Below are 17,556 nucleotides of genomic sequence, written 5' to 3' on the forward strand. Positions count from 1 at the left end.
GTACTGGAAGCGCTCCTGGGTGTCGTGGCGGAGAAGACGGGATATCCGGCGGAGATGCTGGAGCCCGGCATGGACCTTGAGGCGGACCTTGGGATCGACTCGATCAAGCGGGTCCAGATCCTCGGTGCGTTGCAGGAGCGGTTCCCGGTGTCGGGTGATGTCGACCCGGAGCGGCTCGGTGAACTGCGCACGCTCGACGACGTCGCCGGCTTCCTGAGCGCTGCCGCCGCCCCCGTACCCGCCCCCGCTGCCTCCGCCGTGAGCGCACCCGTTCCCGCCGCTTCCCAGGCGCCCCTGGTGGTGGACTACCCGAGTGCTCCCGGTGTCGGGCGGACCTTCGCCTCCGTGCAGGAACTGCCCGCGCCGTACCGGGTCGTGGAGGCCTACGCGGACCACCGGACCGCGCTCGTCGTGGACGACGGGTCGGCGCTGGCCAGGCCGGTGATCGGCGCGCTGCGTGCCGACGGCTGGCGGGTCGAGGTCGTGGGGCTGCCCGGTGAGGTGGCGACCACGGAGGCCGCCGACTCGGTGCAGCAGCTGCGGACATGGGACACGGCCGAGCTGGCCCGTGCGGTGACCACCACGCGCATCGACCTGGTCGTGCAGCTGGTGGCCGCCACCGGACAGGAGTGGGCCGACGCGGCACAGCGGCTGGCGCACACCGTACTCGTGGCGAAGCAGACACAGCCCGCGCTGAAGGCGGCCGCCGCGGCCGGCAACCGAGCCGGCTTCGTGGCCCTGACCCAGCTCGACGGGGCCAACGGATACCGGGGGAGCGAGTCCGGGTCGGCGCTGCTGGGCGGGGTCTCCGGACTGGTGAAGACCCTGGGCATCGAGGTGCCGGAACTCTTCACCCGCACCGTCGACTTCGCACCGGGTCTGGACGACCGGACGGTCGCCGACCGCTTCCTGGGCGAGATCGGCGACCTGGCCACGGACCTCGCGGACGTCGCCCACGACGCCCGCGGGCGCCGCACGGTCGTCCCCTCGGCCGAGGCCCCCGCCGGGCACCTGGCCGTCGTACCCGAGATCGATGCCAGTGACCTGCTCGTGGTCACCGGCGGGGCCCGCGGCATCACGGCGGACTGCCTCCAGGCGCTGGTCGACGCACGGCCGGCGGGGCTGCTGCTCCTGGGCCGCAGCGAGGTGGCGCCGGAGCCCGAGTGGGCGGCCGGACTGGAAGGCGCCGGGCTCAAGGGCGCGATCGCCAAGCGGATCGCCGCCACCGGCGAGAAGCCCACCCCGCGCGGGGTCGAGGCGGTCTACCGGGAGGTGGCCGGCAGCCGGGAGATCACCGAGAACCTGCGGCGGCTGCGGGCGAGCGGCGCCACCGTCGAGTACGTGGTCGTCGACATCACCGACGCCGCCGCCGTACGGACCGCGCTGGCACCGTACGCGGGCCGGGTCACCGGAGTGGTGCACGGTGCCGGTGTGCTGGCCGACCGGCTGATCGTGGAGAAGACCGCGGAGGAGGTGCACCGCGTCCTGGGGACGAAGATCCTCGGCCTCGGCCATGTGCTGGACGCGCTGCGCGGCACCGCGAACCTGCGGCACCTGGTGTTCTTCTCGTCCGTCGCCGGCTTCTTCGGCAACCGGGGCCAGTCGGACTACGCGGTCGCCAACGAGGCGCTCAACCGGCTCGCCGTCCGGCTGAAGCACGAACTGCCCTCGGCACGGGTGACCTCGGTCAACTGGGGTGCCTGGGACGGCGGGATGGTCACCGACGACCTGCGCAGGATGTTCGCCTCGCGCGGTGTGGAGCTCGTCCCGGTACGGACCGGGGCCGGCATCTTCGCCGAGCAGTTCACCGCGGCGCGCGGCCACGACACGGTCATCGTCGCCGGTCCGCTGAAGCCGCTGTCCGCCCCGCCCGCCGCAGGACCGGGCACCCCGGTCTCGCTGCTCGCGGACCGCGATCTGGCGGAGCTGGCGGCGGACGCCCTGCTGAGCGACCACACGATCGACGGCAAGAAGGTGCTGCCCGCCACCGCCGCGCTCGGCGCCCTGATCGGTGCGGCCGAGACGGCGAGGGGGAAGACGGTCACCGAGGTGAGCGGCTTCCGGGTCTTCAAGGGAGTCGTCCTGGACGGAGAGGGCGAGGCCCCCTCGCGGCTGCGGCTGTTCCTGGAGCCGGGCCGGGACTCCCGGCCGGACACGGTGGACGTCCTGGCGTCCGCCGTGGACGGTGCCGGACAGAGCCGGCCCGCGTACGGCGCCAACCTGGTCACGAGCGACGCCGGAGCCGGCCTCGCGGACCGTACGGACCTGGCCGGGACCGCACGCGGGACGAGCGGCACGGACGCGGGACCGCTGTACCGCAACGGCACGCTCTTCCACGGACCGAGCCTGCGCGGCATCCGCCGCGTCCTGTCCTCGGACGCGCGGGGCCTGCTGCTGAGCGCCCGGCTCACCGACGGACGGCCGGCACGCGGCGCGTACCACGGAACGCTCCACAGCCCGGTGCTGGCCGATCTGCTGCTCCAGGCCGCGCTGGTCTGGGTCCGGCAGCACCGGAGCCGGGCGTGCCTGCCGATGGAGATCGCCCGGACCCGCTTCTTCGCCGAGATCCCCGACGACCAGGAGTTCCTGATCGCCGTGGAGAACATCGAGGAGGTCAGTACCGGCATCACCTGCTCGGTCACCGCACTCGACCGGGAGGGCCGTGTGCTCCAGGTCATGGACGGGGTGTCGGTGGTGGAGGACCCGCAGCTGGAGGGCAAGTTCGGGCAGCCCGTGCACGTCGCTGCCGGCACCGTCTCGGTCTGACACACCGGCCGGTGCTCCCTCTCCCCCCGCCCCTCACCGGGCGCCCGGCCGGGACGCCCCTCACCGGGCTCCCGACCGGCCCCATTCGGACAATCGGAGGCTGACCCCTCATGGGCAAGTACGCGATCGTCGGCCTGGCCTGCCTCTTCCCGGGCGCCGGGACCCCCGACGACTACTGGCGGAACCTGATCGGCGGCGTGGACTCACGCACCGACGGAGGCAGCCGGATCTTCGGGCACTCCCCACAGGCCAGGGAGACCGACCCCGAGGACAGGCACCGCATCTACTGCCTGCGGGGCGGATTCCTCGACGCGCACGACGCGCACGACGCGAGCTCCGCGTCCGCGGGTTCTCCGTCCGCGGAGACCGGCGGACCGTCCGCGGGGACCGCCGGGAGCGGCGGCCCAGGGGCCCTCCGTGAACCGAATGAATACCTTCTCCCGCCCGACTACCTGGCCGGTCTCGACCGCTCGTTCCACTGGGCGCTCGCAGTGGCCAGGGACGCTCTGGCCGACGCGGGCCAACCCCCCGCGGCCGCGGACGGCCGGAGCGGGCGGAGGACCGGGGTGGTGTTCGGGAACTATCCGTTCCCCACCCCGGCCTCCGGCCGGCTCGTGGGAGAACTGTGGGACACGGCGGTCGCCGAGGGGCTCGTGGACGCGGGCTTCCCGGACCGTGCCCGTACCGACGCGGGCTTCCCGGAAGGCGCAGGCCCCACCCCGCCGGCCGGCGGCGACAGCGCCGCCGGTCAGGGGGACGGCTCACCCGACGGCACGGCCGCCGCCCACAACCTGTGGGCGGGCGGCATGCCCGCCCAGGTGGTGGCCGCGGCGCTCGGTCTGGAGGGGCCGCGGCTCACCCTGGACGCGGCCTGCTCGTCCGCGCTGTACGCGCTCAAGCTGGCCTGCCTCCACCTGGAGACCGGCCGCGCCGACGTGATGCTCGCCGGAGGCGTCTGCGCCCCCGACCCCACCGTCGTCCACCTGTCCTTCTCCGATCTGCGGGCCTACCCGCAGGACGGGTTCAGCCAGCCCTTCGACGCCCGCTCCCGGGGCATCGTCACCGGCCAGGGCGCCGCCATGATCGCGGTGAAGCGGCTGGCCGACGCCGAGCGCGACGGCGACCGGGTGTACGCGGTCATCGACGCGGTCGCCCTGACCAACGACGGCCCCGGCAAGCACATGCTGGCGCCGAACGCCGCCGGCCAGCAGGCCGCGTACGAGCTGGCCTACCGCGACGCGGGCGTCGACCCGTCCGCGATCCAGTACCTGGAGTGCCACGCCACCGGCACCCCGCTCGGCGACAGCACCGAACTCGGCAGTGTGGAGGAGTTCTTCGGGCGCGGTCCGCTGCTGGGGTCGGTGAAGGCCAACCTAGGGCACCTGCTGACGGTGGCCGGCATGAGCAGCCTCATCAAGGTGGTCCTGTCGCTCGCGCACGGCACCATCCCTCCCACCATCGGCGTCGAGGAACCGCTGCCCGGCACGGTCGCCGACCGGGTCGTACGGGAACTGCGGCCCTGGCCCGAACCGGCAGCCGGAAACCCGCGCCGCGCCGGCGTATCGGCCTTCGGCTTCGGCGGTACGAACGCACACGTGGTGCTCTCGGCACCGGACGGCGCGCACTTCGGCACCACGGACGACAGCGCGAAGCCGCAGCCCCCGGCCGACCCCCCGCCCCCCACCGACCCGCCCGCGCTCGCCGTCATCGGCATGGGCGCCCACTTCGGCTCCTTCACCACCCTGGACGCCTTCGAACGCGCCGGATACGAAGGGCTCGACGCCGTACGCGAGCTGCCCGAGCAGCGGTGGCGCGGCTTCGAGACCGTCACCGGCGGGCCGCTCGACCGGGCCGGGCTCGCCAGGGACGGGGTGCCCCGGGCCGCGTACATCGAGGAGTTCGAGGTCGACGCGACCTCGTACCGCATTCCGCCCAAGGAACTGGACCACTTCAACCAGCAGCACCTGCTGATGATGCGGGTCGCCGAGGAGGCACTCCTCGACGCCGGGTACGCACGGCCCCGCCCCGGCCGCGGAGCCGGCGGGAGCCCGCGCCGGGTCGGCGTGGTCCTCGGCATGGAGATGGAACCCAGCGCGCACGGCCACGGCTCCCGGTACGAACTGGGCCGCAAGCTCACCGAGTGGTGCGCGAGCGCCGGTGTGCGGCCCTCGCCCGAGCAACTGGCCGCGCTCACCCGCGCCGCCCGCAACGGCATCCACGACTCCATCGAACCCAACGAGGTCCTCAGCTACATCGGCAACATCATGGCCAGCCGGGTCTCCTCGCTGTGGAACCTCAACGGCCCCTCCTTCACCCTCTCCTCCGACAGCGCGGTCGGCGTCGACGCCCTCGACGTCGCCCGGCTCCTGCTGATGGACCCCACGGTCGAGGCGGTCCTCGTCGGAGCCGTCGACCTGGCCGCCGGACCGGAGAGCACCCTCGCCCGCGAACTGCTGGAACCCGGCACCGTCACCGGCGGACTCCGCGTCCTCGGCGAGGGCGCCGGAGCGGTCGTCGTGACCCGCCCCGAATCGGTGCCGGCGGAACGGACCCTGTACGCCACGGTGTCGGCCCTCGCCGTCCGCCACTCGGCGGGCGTCGCCCCCGGTGTGGACGCGGAGCTGGTCACCGCCGCCGCCGAGGACGCGCTCACCGCCGCCGGGCTCACCCCCGGCGAGGTCGAACTCGTCGAGACGGGGGCGGCGGACCCCGCCACCCTCGAAGGACTCGCCCGCACCTGGACCGCCGACCGGTCCGGCGGGGAGCTGCGGACCGCCGTGTCCGGTGTCCACGGCTCCATCGGTGACAGCGGCTGCGCCTCGGCGCTCGCCTCCGTCATCCGGGCCGCCCTCTGCCTGCACCACGGCTACTTCCCGGCGGCGCCGGCGGGCGTCGACACCGAACGGCTCGGCGGCTCCGCGTTCTTCCTCGCCGCCGACTCCCGGCCCTGGCTGCGGGCCCGCCGCGACGGACGGCGGGCAGCATCCGTCAGCGTCACCGGTACGTCAGGCAGCCACGCGCACGTCGTCCTCACCGGCGGCCAGGTGCGCGGCGAGGTCGCCGAGACCGACTGGGCCAGGTCCGGCGGCGGACTCGTCGTCCCCGTCGGTGCGGACGACATCGCCGGGCTGCTGCGCCGGCTCGGTGAGCTGCGCACGGCCCTGGACGGCGACTGGGCGGTCCTCGCCGAGGACCGGCCCGCCCCCCTCAAGGCGGTGCTCGTCGCGGAGGACACCGAGGGCCTTGCCCGGCAGATCGACCAGGCGCTCAAGGACCTGCCCGGTGTGTGGGAGTCCGGCGGCGAGTGGCTCTCCCCGTCCGGCAGCTACTTCACCGCCCGGCCGCTGGGCGCCAAGGGGAAGGTGGCCCTGGTCTTCCCGGGGGCGTTCAACTCGTACCTGGGGCTCGGGCATTCGCTCTTCCGCTCGTTCCCCGGCCTGCTGCCGCGCTTCGAGGCCCAGGCCGAACTCCCCGCCGAACTGCTGCGCAGCGCCTCCCTGTACCCGCGCTCGCTCGCCCCGATGGGGCGCCGCGACCTGATGCGGCGGGAGGCCGAACTCGTCGAGGACATCCCGCTGATGCTGGCGGCCGGCACGAGTTACGCGCTGCTCTCGACGGACCTGGTGCGCGAGGTGCTCGGCATCGCGGTGGACGGCGCGTTCGGCTACAGCCTCGGTGAGAGCAGCATGCTCTTCGCCACCGGCGGCTGGATCAAGAGCGCGCGCGGCGACGAGAAGATCAGCGCCTCGCCGCTCTTCGACGACATGCTGCGCGGCCCCAAGCGGACCGTGCGCGAACTGTGGGGACTCGGCGACGAGGTGCCCGACAACGAGGTCTGGTCCACCCATGTGCTCCTCGCCCCGGCGGCGGACGTACGGGCTGTCGTCCAGCGCTTCGAACGGGTCTTCATCACGCACGTCAACACCCCGCTGGAGGTGGTCGTCGCCGGTGACCCGGTCCAGTGCAAGGAGGTCATCGCCGAACTGGCCTGCCGCAGCGCCCGCTCCCCGGCCAACCACGTCATGCACTGCTCCGTGGTCGACGGGGTGCTGACCGACCTCGCCGACCTCAACCGCTATCCGACGGGCGACGTCGGGGACCTGGTGCTCTACAGCAGCCGGCACTACGCACCGGTGACCGACTTCGACGCGGACACCGTCGCCGGGAACATCGCCGTGACACTGCGCGAGACGGTGGACTTCCCGAGGCTGGTGCGACGCGCCTACGAGGACGGCTTCCGCTGCTTCATCGAGGTCGGTCCGAGCAGTACGTGTGCGCGCTGGATCCACGAGACGCTCGGGGACGAGCCCCATCTCGCGGTCTCCGTCGACCGGCGGGGCGCCCGCGGCGCGACGGACATCGCCCGCCTTGTGGCCCGGCTCGCCTCCCACGGCGTCCCGGTCGACCTCGCCCCGTTCGCACCGCCCGCCGCGCCCTCGGGCACCCGGGGCACCCTGGGGCTGCGCACCTTCACCGTCGGCGGGGCCCCCGTCCCGCCGCTGGTCGCCAAGGGCGCGGCGGCCACGATCGCCGGACTGCCCGAAGCACCGGCCGACCCCGTCGCTGCCGTCACCGTGACGCCCGTCGCGACCGCGTCCGTCACCGCGACGCCCCTCGCGACCGAGACCGTCACCGCCACCGTGGCCGACCCCGTCACCGCCACCGCGACGGCCACCGTCACCACCACCGAGGTGCCCGTCGCCGCACTCGGCGCCTCCTTCGCCGCGGGCGCGTCGACCGCAGCCGCTCCCGCCGGATCCGGGCTGCCCCTGGCTCCCGCCACTCCCGCCCCCGCAACTGCAGGGGGCGCCGAAACCGCCACGGAATGGGACTCCGCGATGTCGATCCGCCCCGCCGCCCCACCGTCCGCATCAGCAATCGAGCTGGAGCGGGAGCCCATCACGATGGTCCCGGCCACCGCCGCGACCGCGCCGCCGGCCGCACCGTCGCAGGAGCCACCGCGCCCGGCCATCTTCGGAACGCCACTGCCCGCCCGCCCCGCCCGGACCGCCGAGGAGACGACCCTCACCCTGGTACGCGGACTCCGCAGCGAGATGCTGGAGGCCCACCAGGAGGTGCTGAACGCCCAGCAGGCCCTGCGCGAACAGCTCGCGGCGCTGCTGGCCGTCTCGACCCCGGCCGCGCCCGCCACGCCCGTCGCCGCCGCGCCGGCCACCCTCCCCGCCCCCGCCGCGCCCCGGCCCCCCAAGCCCGAAGGGGTCATCTGGGACGAGCACGACCTGCTGGAGTTCGCCACCGGAAAGATCGGCAACGTCTTCGGGGAGCGGTACGCCGAGATCGACGCCTTCCGCCGCCGGGTGCGGCTCCCCGCGCCCCCGTACCACTTCGCGACACGGGTCACCGCGCTGGAGGCCGAACCCGGGGAGTTCAGGCCCTCGTTCATCCGTACCGAGTACGACGTGCCGGTCGACGCCTGGTACGCCGTGGACGGACAGGTCCCGCCCGCCGTCACCATCGAGGCCGGACAGTGCGACCTGCTCCTGATCAGCTACCTCGGAGCGGACTTCACCAACCGCGGCGACCGCGTGTACCGCCTCCTCGACAGCAGCCTCAGCTTCGTCGGCGACCTTCCCCAGGTCGGCCAGACCCTGCGCTACGACATCTGGATCGACCAGTTCGTGCGGCAGGGCGACACGATGCTGTTCTTCTTCCACTACGACTGCTACGCCGACGGCGAGCTGATCCTCAAGCTGAACAACGCCTGCGCCGGGTTCTTCACCGACGAGGAGCTGGAGAGCTCCCTCGGCATCATCCAGGGCAAGGCCGTACCGCCCGCCAAGAACGCCGCCTTCTCCGGGTCCAGCTCATTCAAGCCGCTGGCGCCCACCGCCCGTACCTCACTCACCTCCCAGGACCTGGCGCTGCTCGCCGAGGGACGGCTCGACGAGGTCTTCGGCCCCGGCCACCGCAAGCCCGAGGGGACCAACAGCTCGCTCCGGCTGCCCACCGAACAACTGCGCATGGCCGACGAGGTGACCCTGCTCGACCGCAAGGGCGGTGCGCACGGCCTCGGACGGATCGAGGCGGTCAAGCACCTCGTGCCGGACGGCTGGTACTTCACCTCCCACTTCCCGGACGACCCGGTCCTGGCCGGCTCGCTGGTCGCGGAGGGCGCCGTACAGCTGCTGGAGACGTACGCGTTCTCCCTGGGCCTGCACCTGTCCCTGCCCGACGCCCGGTTCCAGCCCGTCCCCGGGCTGAAGACCGAGGTGAAGGTGCGCGGCCAGATCACTCCGGACACCGAGCGCATCGAATACCGGATCGACGTCACCGACCTGACCCTGCTGCCCCGTCCCGCGATCACCGCTGACGTGATCGTGCTGCGCGACGGCAAGCCGTCGATCAGCGTCACCGGACTCGGCATCCGGCTGGTGGAGAAGGCGGGCACGCCCTACCGCCCGGAGGCCGGCGGCAAGGTGCCGCACTTCCTGGGTCGGCTGAGCCCCGCCACCGGTGAGCGGGCCCTGCTCAGCGAGTTCCACATGGCGCACGCGGCCAAGGGCGACCTGGCCACCGCGATGGGACCGGAGTTCGAGGTCTACGCCGACAGCCGGGCCCCGTACATCCCCAACGGCGACTTCCTCTTCGTCGACCGGGTGATGGCGCTCGAAGGCACCCGCGGGGTGCTCAAGCGCGGGGCCGTCATGGTCACCGAGTACGACTCCCCGCAGGACGCCTGGTACTACGGCGACAACGGCTCGCCCTCCATGCCCAACTGCGTCTACATGGAGTCCAGCCTCCAGGCGGCCATCCTGCTCGGCTACTACCTGGGCGCCACGCTGCCCTTCCCCGAGGAGCAGTTCAGCATCCGCAACCTCGACGGCCGCGCCACCCTCGTCAAGGACATCGACCTGCGGGGCAAGACCATCCAGCACCGCTCGACGCTGCTCTCCAGCGACCAGATGCCCGGGTCGATCCTGCAGAACTACCGCTACGAACTCTCCGCCGACGGCGAGGTGTTCTACACCGGGGAATCGCTCTTCGGCTACTTCAACGCCAAGGCCCTGGAGAACCAGGTCGGCCTGGACAAGGGCAAGCACGTCCTGCCGTGGCTCGACCAGCAGCCGGCCAGGCCCGCCGGAATCCGCCGGGTCGAACTCGCCGCCCACCGGGCCGCCGAGGACGCACGCGGCGGACCCCGGCTGGCCGGCGGCCACCTCGACCTCGCCGAGTGGGTCGACATCCTGCCCGGCGGCGGCAAGCACGGCCAGGGCTATCTGCGGGGCCACCGCTCCATCGAGCCCGACGAGTGGTACTTCTCCTGCCACTTCCACCGCGACCCGGTGATGCCCGGCTCCCTGGGCGTCGAGGCCCTGCTCCAGGGGCTCCAGGTGTACGCGGTGGAGACGGGGCTCACCGACGGGCTCGTCAACCCCCGCTTCGCGATGCTCTCCGGCACCGAGACGACCTGGTCCTACCGCGGCCAGATCCTGCGCGAGGACCCCGACATGGAGTTCGACGTGCACGTCAAGGAGGTGCGCCGCACCCCGGGCCGGATCGTGCTGCTCGGCGACGCGAGCGTCTGGAAGTCCACCCTGCGGATCTACCAGCTGGGCGGCATCGGCATCGAGATCCACCACGACGGGCCCTGAGCCCGCCGGGTGGCCGCCGGCCTAGGGACTTTCGTTTGGATCAGGCTGGATCAGGGAGCGGGGTCCGGTGCCGTGCATCGCAAGGCGGAGGAGGGAGTCATGGCGACCGACGACAACGCCGCGAGGTGCGGTGCCGGACCCCGCGAGCCCAGCATGATCCAAACGAGAGGCCCTGGCGGCCACCCGACAGCCTCCGGTCCCCCGCCCGAGGAATCGAGATCCACCACGACCGGGCCCGAGGCCTCGTCCGACCCGACAGGAGACCCAGCATGACCAGCGACCACCAACGGCCCAGGTGGACCGGGACCGCGGCGCCCGCGGTCGGTGACACCGGGGTGCACGAAGCCCTGATGCGGCTCGGGGAACCCGTCTACATCGTGCGCGGGCCCTACGGGCTGGGCGCGGTGACCGGCGGCGCGGTCGTGGCCGGCGGCGAGCACGAGATCGTCGCCACCGCGCCCCCGCTCGGGCCCGAACGGCTCGGCAGCGCCGCGTTCCTGGCCGCGCACGGCCTGCGCCAGGCCTATATGAGCGGGGCCATGGCCAACGGCATCGCCTCCGCCGACATGGTCATCGCGATGGCGCGGGCCGGGCTGCTCGGCTCGTACGGCGCGGCCGGGCTCCTCCCGGAGGCCATCGAGAAGGCGCTGATCCGCTTCCGGGACGAGATCCCCGGACTTCCGTACGCCTGCAACCTCATCCACAGCCCCAGCGAGGAACGGCTGGAGCGCACGGCCGTCGACCTCTTCCTGAAGTACCGGGTGCCCTGTGTGGAGGCGTCCGCCTTCCTCACGCTCACCCCGCACATCGTGCGCTACCGGCTCGCCGGTCTCCGCGCCGGCGGCCCGCACGGTGTCGTCGCCGAGAACAAGGTCATCGCCAAGGTGTCCCGGCCCGAGCTGGCCGAGCTCTTCATGCGGCCGGCGCCCGAGGCGATGGTGCGTGCCCTGGTCGAGGAGGGCGCCGTCACCGAGGAGCAGGCCCGGCTCTCCAAGCTCGTCCCGGTCGCCGGCGACATCACCGTCGAGGCCGACTCCGGCGGGCACACCGACCGCCGTCCGCTGCCCGCGCTGCTGCCCGTCATCATGCGCCAGCGCGACGCGATCATGCAGGAGCACGGCTACCCGGAGCGCGTCCGGGTCGGCGCCGCGGGCGGTATCGGCTCGCCCGAGGCGGCGGCCGGCGCCTTCGCGATGGGCGCGGACTACATCGTCACCGGATCGGTCAACCAGTCCTGCCTGGAGGCGGGTACCTCGCCGCGGGTCAAGCAGATGCTCGCGCAGGCGGGCATCGCCGACTTCGAGATGGCGCCCGCCGCCGACATGTTCGAGATGGGCGTCGAGCTCCAGGTGCTCAAGCACGGCACGTTCTTCCCGATGCGGGCCAAGCAGCTGTACGAGCTCTACCGCGCCCACGACGGCATCGAGGAGATTCCGGCGGCCGTGCGCGAACGCGTCGAGAAGCAGATCTTCCGCCGCCCCCTGGACAGCGTCTGGGAGGAGACCGTCGAGTACTTCACGCGCCGCGACCCCGACCAGCTCGCCCGCGCCGCCGACCACCCCAAGCGGCGGGCCGCGCTGATCTTCCGCTGGTACCTCGGGATGGCGTCGCGCTGGGCGAAGACCGGCGAGGCGGACCGGGCCGTCGACTACCAGATCTGGTGCGGCCCCGCGATGGGCAGCTTCAACGCCTGGGTCCGCGGCACGTACCTGGCGGCGCCCGAGCACCGCCGGGTCGCGGACGTGGCACGGCAGATCATGACGGGCGCCGCCTTCCACCAGCGGCTCTCCGTGCTGCGCGGTGCGGGCGTCACCTTCCCGACGGGCCTCGGCACCCGTCCGTCCCCCGAGGACGCGGCGGCTGTCGGCCCGGTGGCGGGGGCACGCCCATGACCACCTCGCCACCGGCCGCCGGAGAAGGGCCGGCCCCCTCGCGCGCCGCCGCCGCCACGCACCGGCTGCGGGTGCTGCCCGGTGGCGGCGAGGGCGCGGTCCCCTACCCCCGTGCCGAACGGCTGGACGCCGCGCTGGGCGACCCGTGGCTGACGGACAACCCGCACGGGTTCGCCGCCGGCGTCGCACGGGACGCCGCCGATGAGTACCCGGCCGAGTCCGAGGCCCGGCTGCGCGCGGCCGGCCTCCACCTCGGCTACCTGCCCAGAGCGCTGGGCGGGACGCTCCACTCGCTGGAGGACACCCAGATCCTGGTCCGGGTCGCCGCCCGCCGCGACGTCAACGTCATGCCGGCCACGATGTTCAGCATCTCCGCCGTCATGACGGTGCTGGCCGCGGGCACGCCCGAACAGCACCGGACCATCGCCGGCTGGGTGCGCGACGGGCGCACCGTCGCGTTCGGGCTCTCGGAGGAGCAGGCAGGCAGCGACGTACTGGCCAACACCTGCCGCCTGGACGACGACCGCAGGCTCACCGGCACCAAGTGGCTGGTGGGCCGCGGCTCCAGCGCCGAGGCGGCGGTCGTCGTGGCCCGCACGGCGGAACGTGGGCCCGCGGCCTTCACCGCCGTGCTGCTCGGCCCCGAGGAGCTGGCGCACAGCGGTGTGCGGCGGCTGCCGCCGAGGCGGACGACCGGCATGCACGGCATGGACTTCGCGGACCTGGAGTTCACCGGCGTCCCGGTGCCCCCGAGCGCAGTCATCGGCACGGTCGGCAGCGGCCTCGCCGGGGCGATGCGGGCCCAGCAGGTGGTCCGGCTGATGAGCACCGCGGGCTGCCTGGCCACCGCCGACACGGCGCTGCGCACCGCCCTGCGCTTCGCCCGTACCCACCTCACCGGCGGGGTGCCGGTCGCGGACACCCCGTACGGCTCCCGCGAACTTTCCCTGGCGGCAACGGAGTTGTGCACCGCCGACCTCACCGCTCTCGTCGCCGCCCGCGCCATCCATGTGGCGCCCGGCGCGTTCGCGCTGGCCTCCTCCGTCGTCAAGCACGTCGCCACCCGGCTCACCGCCGCCTCCGCCGCCCGCTGCCGCGCCATGGCGGGGGCGCGGGCCGTCCTGCGTGAGGGCCCCGGAGCCGTTCTGGACAAGGCGGTCCGGGACAACGGGATGGTCGAGGTCATCGACACCAGCCTGCTCGGGAACCTCCGCGCCATCGCGATGCACCTGCCGTCCTACGCGGCCGCGTACGGCGACGGCACGCCCCCGGAGCCCGGCGGCCGCGAGTCCGCGGAACGCCGGCGCCGGCTCGACGCGGTCCTCGCCCTCGGTGACGACTCCTGCCTGCCACCGCTCGACCCGGCCGCGCTCGACCTCGGCGTACGGGCCAAGGACGACATCCTGCTGGGCTTCGCGGAGTACGCCGGGGAGATCGCCGCCGAGCTCGGCCGGCGGGGCGACCCGGCCGCCGCCGCCTCGGTGGCCGGGCTGCGGGCGGACCTGGCGGCCACCCTCGGCACCGCGGTGGAGGCGCAGCGGGACCGGGCACGCTCTGCGAAGGCGGCCCCCGACACCCTCGATCTCGCCGACCGCCTCTGCCTGCTGTACGCGGCCGGCACGGCGGCTCTGACCTGGTGGTTCCACCGCGACCTGCCCGGCCTCTACGGCGACCAGGACCGGGGCGGCACCGCCTGGCTCAACCCCGTGCTCACGCTGGCCCGTTCGCTGGCCGCCGGGCGCGACCCCCGCCGGGCGGGCCCGGACCTCGCACCCCTGGGCCGTCTGGTCACCGCGCTCGACACCGAGCGGCGGCTCTTCACCGCACTGCCGGTCCGGCTGTGCGACAGCTCCCCGAACGGGGAACCACGGCTTCCGGAGGATGACAGGACATGACTGATCTCCATGCGCTGATGGCCGATCTGGAACGCCACCTCGGTGATCCACACGACCCCGCCGGGCCCATGCCGTTCTCCCGTGTCCTCGAACTCGACGAACGCCAGGAGTACCCGCACGAGTTCGTCAACACGGTCGCCTGCTGGGGCCTGTACGACTGGATGGTGCCCGCCGCCCACGGCGGGAAGGCGGTCAACGTCGAGGACGGCTTCAACCTCTACCGGCTCGTCGCCCGGCGCGATCCGACCTCGGCCACCGCGATGGTCCTGGCCAGCATCAGCTACATGCCGGTGTGGATCGGCGGCACCCCGCGCCAGCGGCAGCACTTCGCGGATGTGATCAGGGGCGGCGGAAAGCTCGCCTGGGGCCTCTCCGAGCGGAACCACGGCAGCGACATCCTCGCCAACGAGACCACCGCCCGGCGCACCGAGGGCGGCTGGCTGCTCAACGGCGAGAAGTGGACCATCGGCAACGCCACCGTCGCGGACGCGGTGATGGTCTTCGCCCGCACCTCGGAGAAGGGCGGGCCCGGCGGCTACTCCATCTTCGCGGTGGAGAAGGCGGGCCTCCCGGCCGGACAGCTGGAGCACCTCCCGGACGAGCCGCTGCACGGTCTGCGGGGCCTGGACATGAGCGGTGTCAGGCTGCGCGACTGCTTCGTACCGGACTCCGCCCTCATCGGCGGCCGCGGCAAGGGCCTCGAAGTGTCCCTGAAGAGCGGTCAGCTGGTGCGGATCGCGATCTCCGGAATCGCGATGAGCTGTGTCGACACCGCCCTGCGCACCACACTGGACTTCGCCGTGGAGCGGAAGATCTTCGGCGGGCCGGTCTCCGAGATCCCGTACTCGCAGCGCCAGCTCGTGGAGAGCTACGCGGACCTGCTGATCGCCGACGCGCTGACCCTCGGTGCGGTACGGAGCCTCCAGCTGAGTCCGGACCAGGCCAGCGTCTGGTCGTCCGTGGTGAAGTACTTCATCCCCACCTTCCTCTCCCAGTCGATCGGCCGGCTCGCCGTCGTCCTGGGGGCCCGCCACTATCTGCGGTCCCACCCCCGGCACGGGATCTTCCAGAAGGTCATGCGGGACTTCGTGATCTCCGACTTCGCCGACGGCAACACCGTGGTGAACCTGAAGAACATCGCCCTGCAACTGGAACGGCTGCTCGCCAACGCCGTCGAGCAGGTCCCCGAGGTGGTGGCCGGCGCCACCGCCCGGACCGCGCCCCTCTTCGACCCGGCCCACCCCATGGAGCCGTACCGGCCGTCCGAGCAGCAGCTGTTCAGCCGGGGCGTGGACGACCCGGTGGTCGCGCTGCGCCCGGCGGTCGGTGAACTGCGCCTGGCGGCGGCCGCCGCCTCCGGGCCCGACGCGGCCCGGCTGGCCGGGGCGGCCGACGCGGCCGGGCTGATCGTCGGTGAACTGGACCGGCTCGCCGAGGAGCACCGCAAGCTCAGCGCCGAACTCGGCAAGGCCGTCGCCCAGTCGGCCGAGCTCTTCGACCTGGCCAAGCAGTACACGACGGTGTCCGCCGCGGCGGCTGTCGTCCACCTCTACCTCAACGGGCGGGACAGCATCGCCCCGGAACTGCGCTCCCCGGCCGTACTCCTGGTCTGCCTGGAGCGGCTGCTCAAGCAGTTCCGGCCCACCGAGCGGGCCGCGGGCCCCGCGGAGATCGCCGAGGTCGCGGACGCGATGCTGCACGCGCACCGCGAGGGCCGGCTCTTCTCCTTCCGCGCCTTCCCCGTGAACGGGTGAACCCACGATGGAGACAGCACCCATGGCCCCCGGGGGGCAGCATCCCGATCCGCTCGCGGACAGCGCCGAGGTATGGCTGCTCGCGGAGGAGGACGTGGAGCGGTTCGCCGCCGCGACGGGCGGCGCCGAACTCCTCACCGACGAAGAACGCGCCCGGCACGACCGGCTGCTGTTCCCGGCCGCCCGGCTCCGCTTCCTGGGCGCCAGGCTGCTGTCCCGCCAGGTCCTGTCGCTCTACACGGACGCGCCGCCCGGCTCCTGGCGGTTCCGCACCGGCAAGTACGGCCGGCCGCAGGTCGAGGGCGCCAGCTGGGGACTCGACTTCAACATCACCCACACCAACGGGCTGATCGCCGCCATCGTCGTACGCGGCCGGATCGCCGGAGTGGACGCGGAGGCCACCCCGGCCCGGCCCGAGGCGATGCAGTTCGCCCCCAAGGTCTTCACCCCGCTGGAGAACGAGGTGCTGAGCCGCAACCGGGAGGACCAGCGCGGCCACGCCTTCGCGGACTCCTGGGTGGCGAAGGAGGCCTACACCAAGGCCACCGGCATGGGCATGTGCCGCGGCTTCGACGCCTTCTCCGTGCACCGGCTGCGCGACGGCGGGCTCGCCGTCGTCGACGACGAGATCCCCGAACCCGAACGCCCGCTCTGGCAGGTCCATGTGCTCCAGGTGTGGGACCGGTTCGCACTCGGCGTGGCCATCCGCGGCAGCGAGGACGACGCCGGGCCACTGCCGGTACGGCTGCGCTCGGCCATGGCCGAACTCCTGCCGCCGGGGACACCGGCATGACCCCGCGCGCCCGGACCGGAGCCGGGTACGCGGGCGGTGGTGTCCACCTCCGGCCAGTCCGCTATCTGACACCCGGAGAACTTGCCCCCGGCAGTCGGGGAAGGGTTGCATGGAATGCACATCCGTCGAAAGACAGATCAATTCCACACGGAGGACTCCCAAATGGCCCTTAGAGGGAATGCGGAGATTCTGGCGGGGTGTGAACGCGGCGAACAGGCCGCCTGGGACGAGATGATCGACCGGTTCGGCAGGCTCATCTGGTCCGTTATTCGCGGATACCGGATGAACGAAGTGGATGCCGAGGACGTGCGGCAGCTCACCTGGTTCCGGCTCGTCCAGAACGTAAGCCGTATTCGTGATCCGGAAAGGGTCGGCGACTGGCTCGCGACCGTCGCCCGACGCGAGTCGATCAAGGTGGTCAGCCGCGGCAGGCGACTGGTGATGGTCGGGGACAGCGAGACCCTCGAAGGGCTGTCCGGACACCACGAGAGCCCCGAGCAGATCACCTTGCGGGCACACCGCAAGGAGGAGGTCCTGCGGGCCATCTCCACGCTGTCCGAGCAGTGCCGCGGCGTCCTGCTGCTGGCCCTGGAGGACCCGCCGGCCTCCTACGAGGAGATCTCCTCCTCGCTGTCCATGACCGTCGGCTCGGTCGGCCCGATCCGGACCCGCTGCCTGCGCAGGCTGCGCCGCGCGCTGGCCGCGGCCGAGGACGGCGAGTGGCTGCCGCCGACCGCCTGCGTCCGCTGCCCGGCGGAGCGCACGGGTGCGGAGGTGTCCGTTCCGCCGCGGCCCGCGGATCTGGTTGGCGAAGGCCACGAAGCCGCGGCCGGACAGGAGTGA

Annotated in this window: 7 protein-coding genes; all 7 read left to right on the top strand. The window is 73.0% G+C overall.

What is annotated here, in order from left to right; genetic code table 11:
* The coding region (locus tag ACZ6S6_RS15795) for an SDR family NAD(P)-dependent oxidoreductase (RefSeq protein ID WP_469705990.1) at positions 1–2,766 on the top strand (2,766 nt) is incomplete at its 5' end.
* Positions 2,767–2,876: 110 nt separating this feature from the next.
* Entirely contained in the window at positions 2,877–10,379 is a 7,503-nt protein-coding gene (locus ACZ6S6_RS15800) for a beta-ketoacyl synthase N-terminal-like domain-containing protein (protein WP_469705991.1), read from the top strand.
* 269 nt (positions 10,380–10,648) lie between these two features.
* Positions 10,649–12,271 (top strand): PfaD family polyunsaturated fatty acid/polyketide biosynthesis protein, encoded by a 1,623-nt coding sequence (locus tag ACZ6S6_RS15805; protein ID WP_469705992.1) that lies wholly within the window; start codon positions 10,649–10,651, stop codon positions 12,269–12,271.
* The gene (locus tag ACZ6S6_RS15810; protein WP_469705993.1) at positions 12,268–14,166 is read left to right on the top strand and encodes an acyl-CoA dehydrogenase family protein; all 1,899 of its coding nucleotides are present in this window, start codon (positions 12,268–12,270) and stop codon (positions 14,164–14,166) included. The genes ACZ6S6_RS15805 and ACZ6S6_RS15810 overlap by 4 nt, the downstream gene beginning before the upstream one ends.
* A complete protein-coding gene (locus ACZ6S6_RS15815) occupies positions 14,163–15,920 on the top strand; it encodes an acyl-CoA dehydrogenase (protein ID WP_469705994.1) in 1,758 nt (585 codons plus the stop codon). The genes ACZ6S6_RS15810 and ACZ6S6_RS15815 overlap by 4 nt, the downstream gene beginning before the upstream one ends.
* 22 nt (positions 15,921–15,942) lie before the next feature.
* Positions 15,943–16,713: a 4'-phosphopantetheinyl transferase family protein gene (locus ACZ6S6_RS15820; protein ID WP_362960775.1), complete on the top strand. Its 771-nt coding sequence runs from the start codon at positions 15,943–15,945 to the stop codon at positions 16,711–16,713.
* 162 nt (positions 16,714–16,875) lie between these two features.
* Positions 16,876–17,556 (top strand): RNA polymerase sigma factor, encoded by a 681-nt coding sequence (locus tag ACZ6S6_RS15825; protein WP_362960772.1) that lies wholly within the window; start codon positions 16,876–16,878, stop codon positions 17,554–17,556.

It is taken from the genome of Streptomyces sp. NPDC048671 (assembly GCF_055587045.1).

Coding starts and splice junctions, on each gene's coding strand:
- ACZ6S6_RS15820 (WP_362960775.1), top strand. CDS start 15,943: ATGGCCCCCGGGGGGCAGCATCCCGATCCGCTCGCGGACAGCGCCGAG.
- ACZ6S6_RS15800 (WP_469705991.1), top strand. CDS start 2,877: ATGGGCAAGTACGCGATCGTCGGCCTGGCCTGCCTCTTCCCGGGCGCC.
- ACZ6S6_RS15815 (WP_469705994.1), top strand. CDS start 14,163: ATGACTGATCTCCATGCGCTGATGGCCGATCTGGAACGCCACCTCGGT.
- ACZ6S6_RS15805 (WP_469705992.1), top strand. CDS start 10,649: ATGACCAGCGACCACCAACGGCCCAGGTGGACCGGGACCGCGGCGCCC.
- ACZ6S6_RS15825 (WP_362960772.1), top strand. CDS start 16,876: ATGGCCCTTAGAGGGAATGCGGAGATTCTGGCGGGGTGTGAACGCGGC.
- ACZ6S6_RS15810 (WP_469705993.1), top strand. CDS start 12,268: ATGACCACCTCGCCACCGGCCGCCGGAGAAGGGCCGGCCCCCTCGCGC.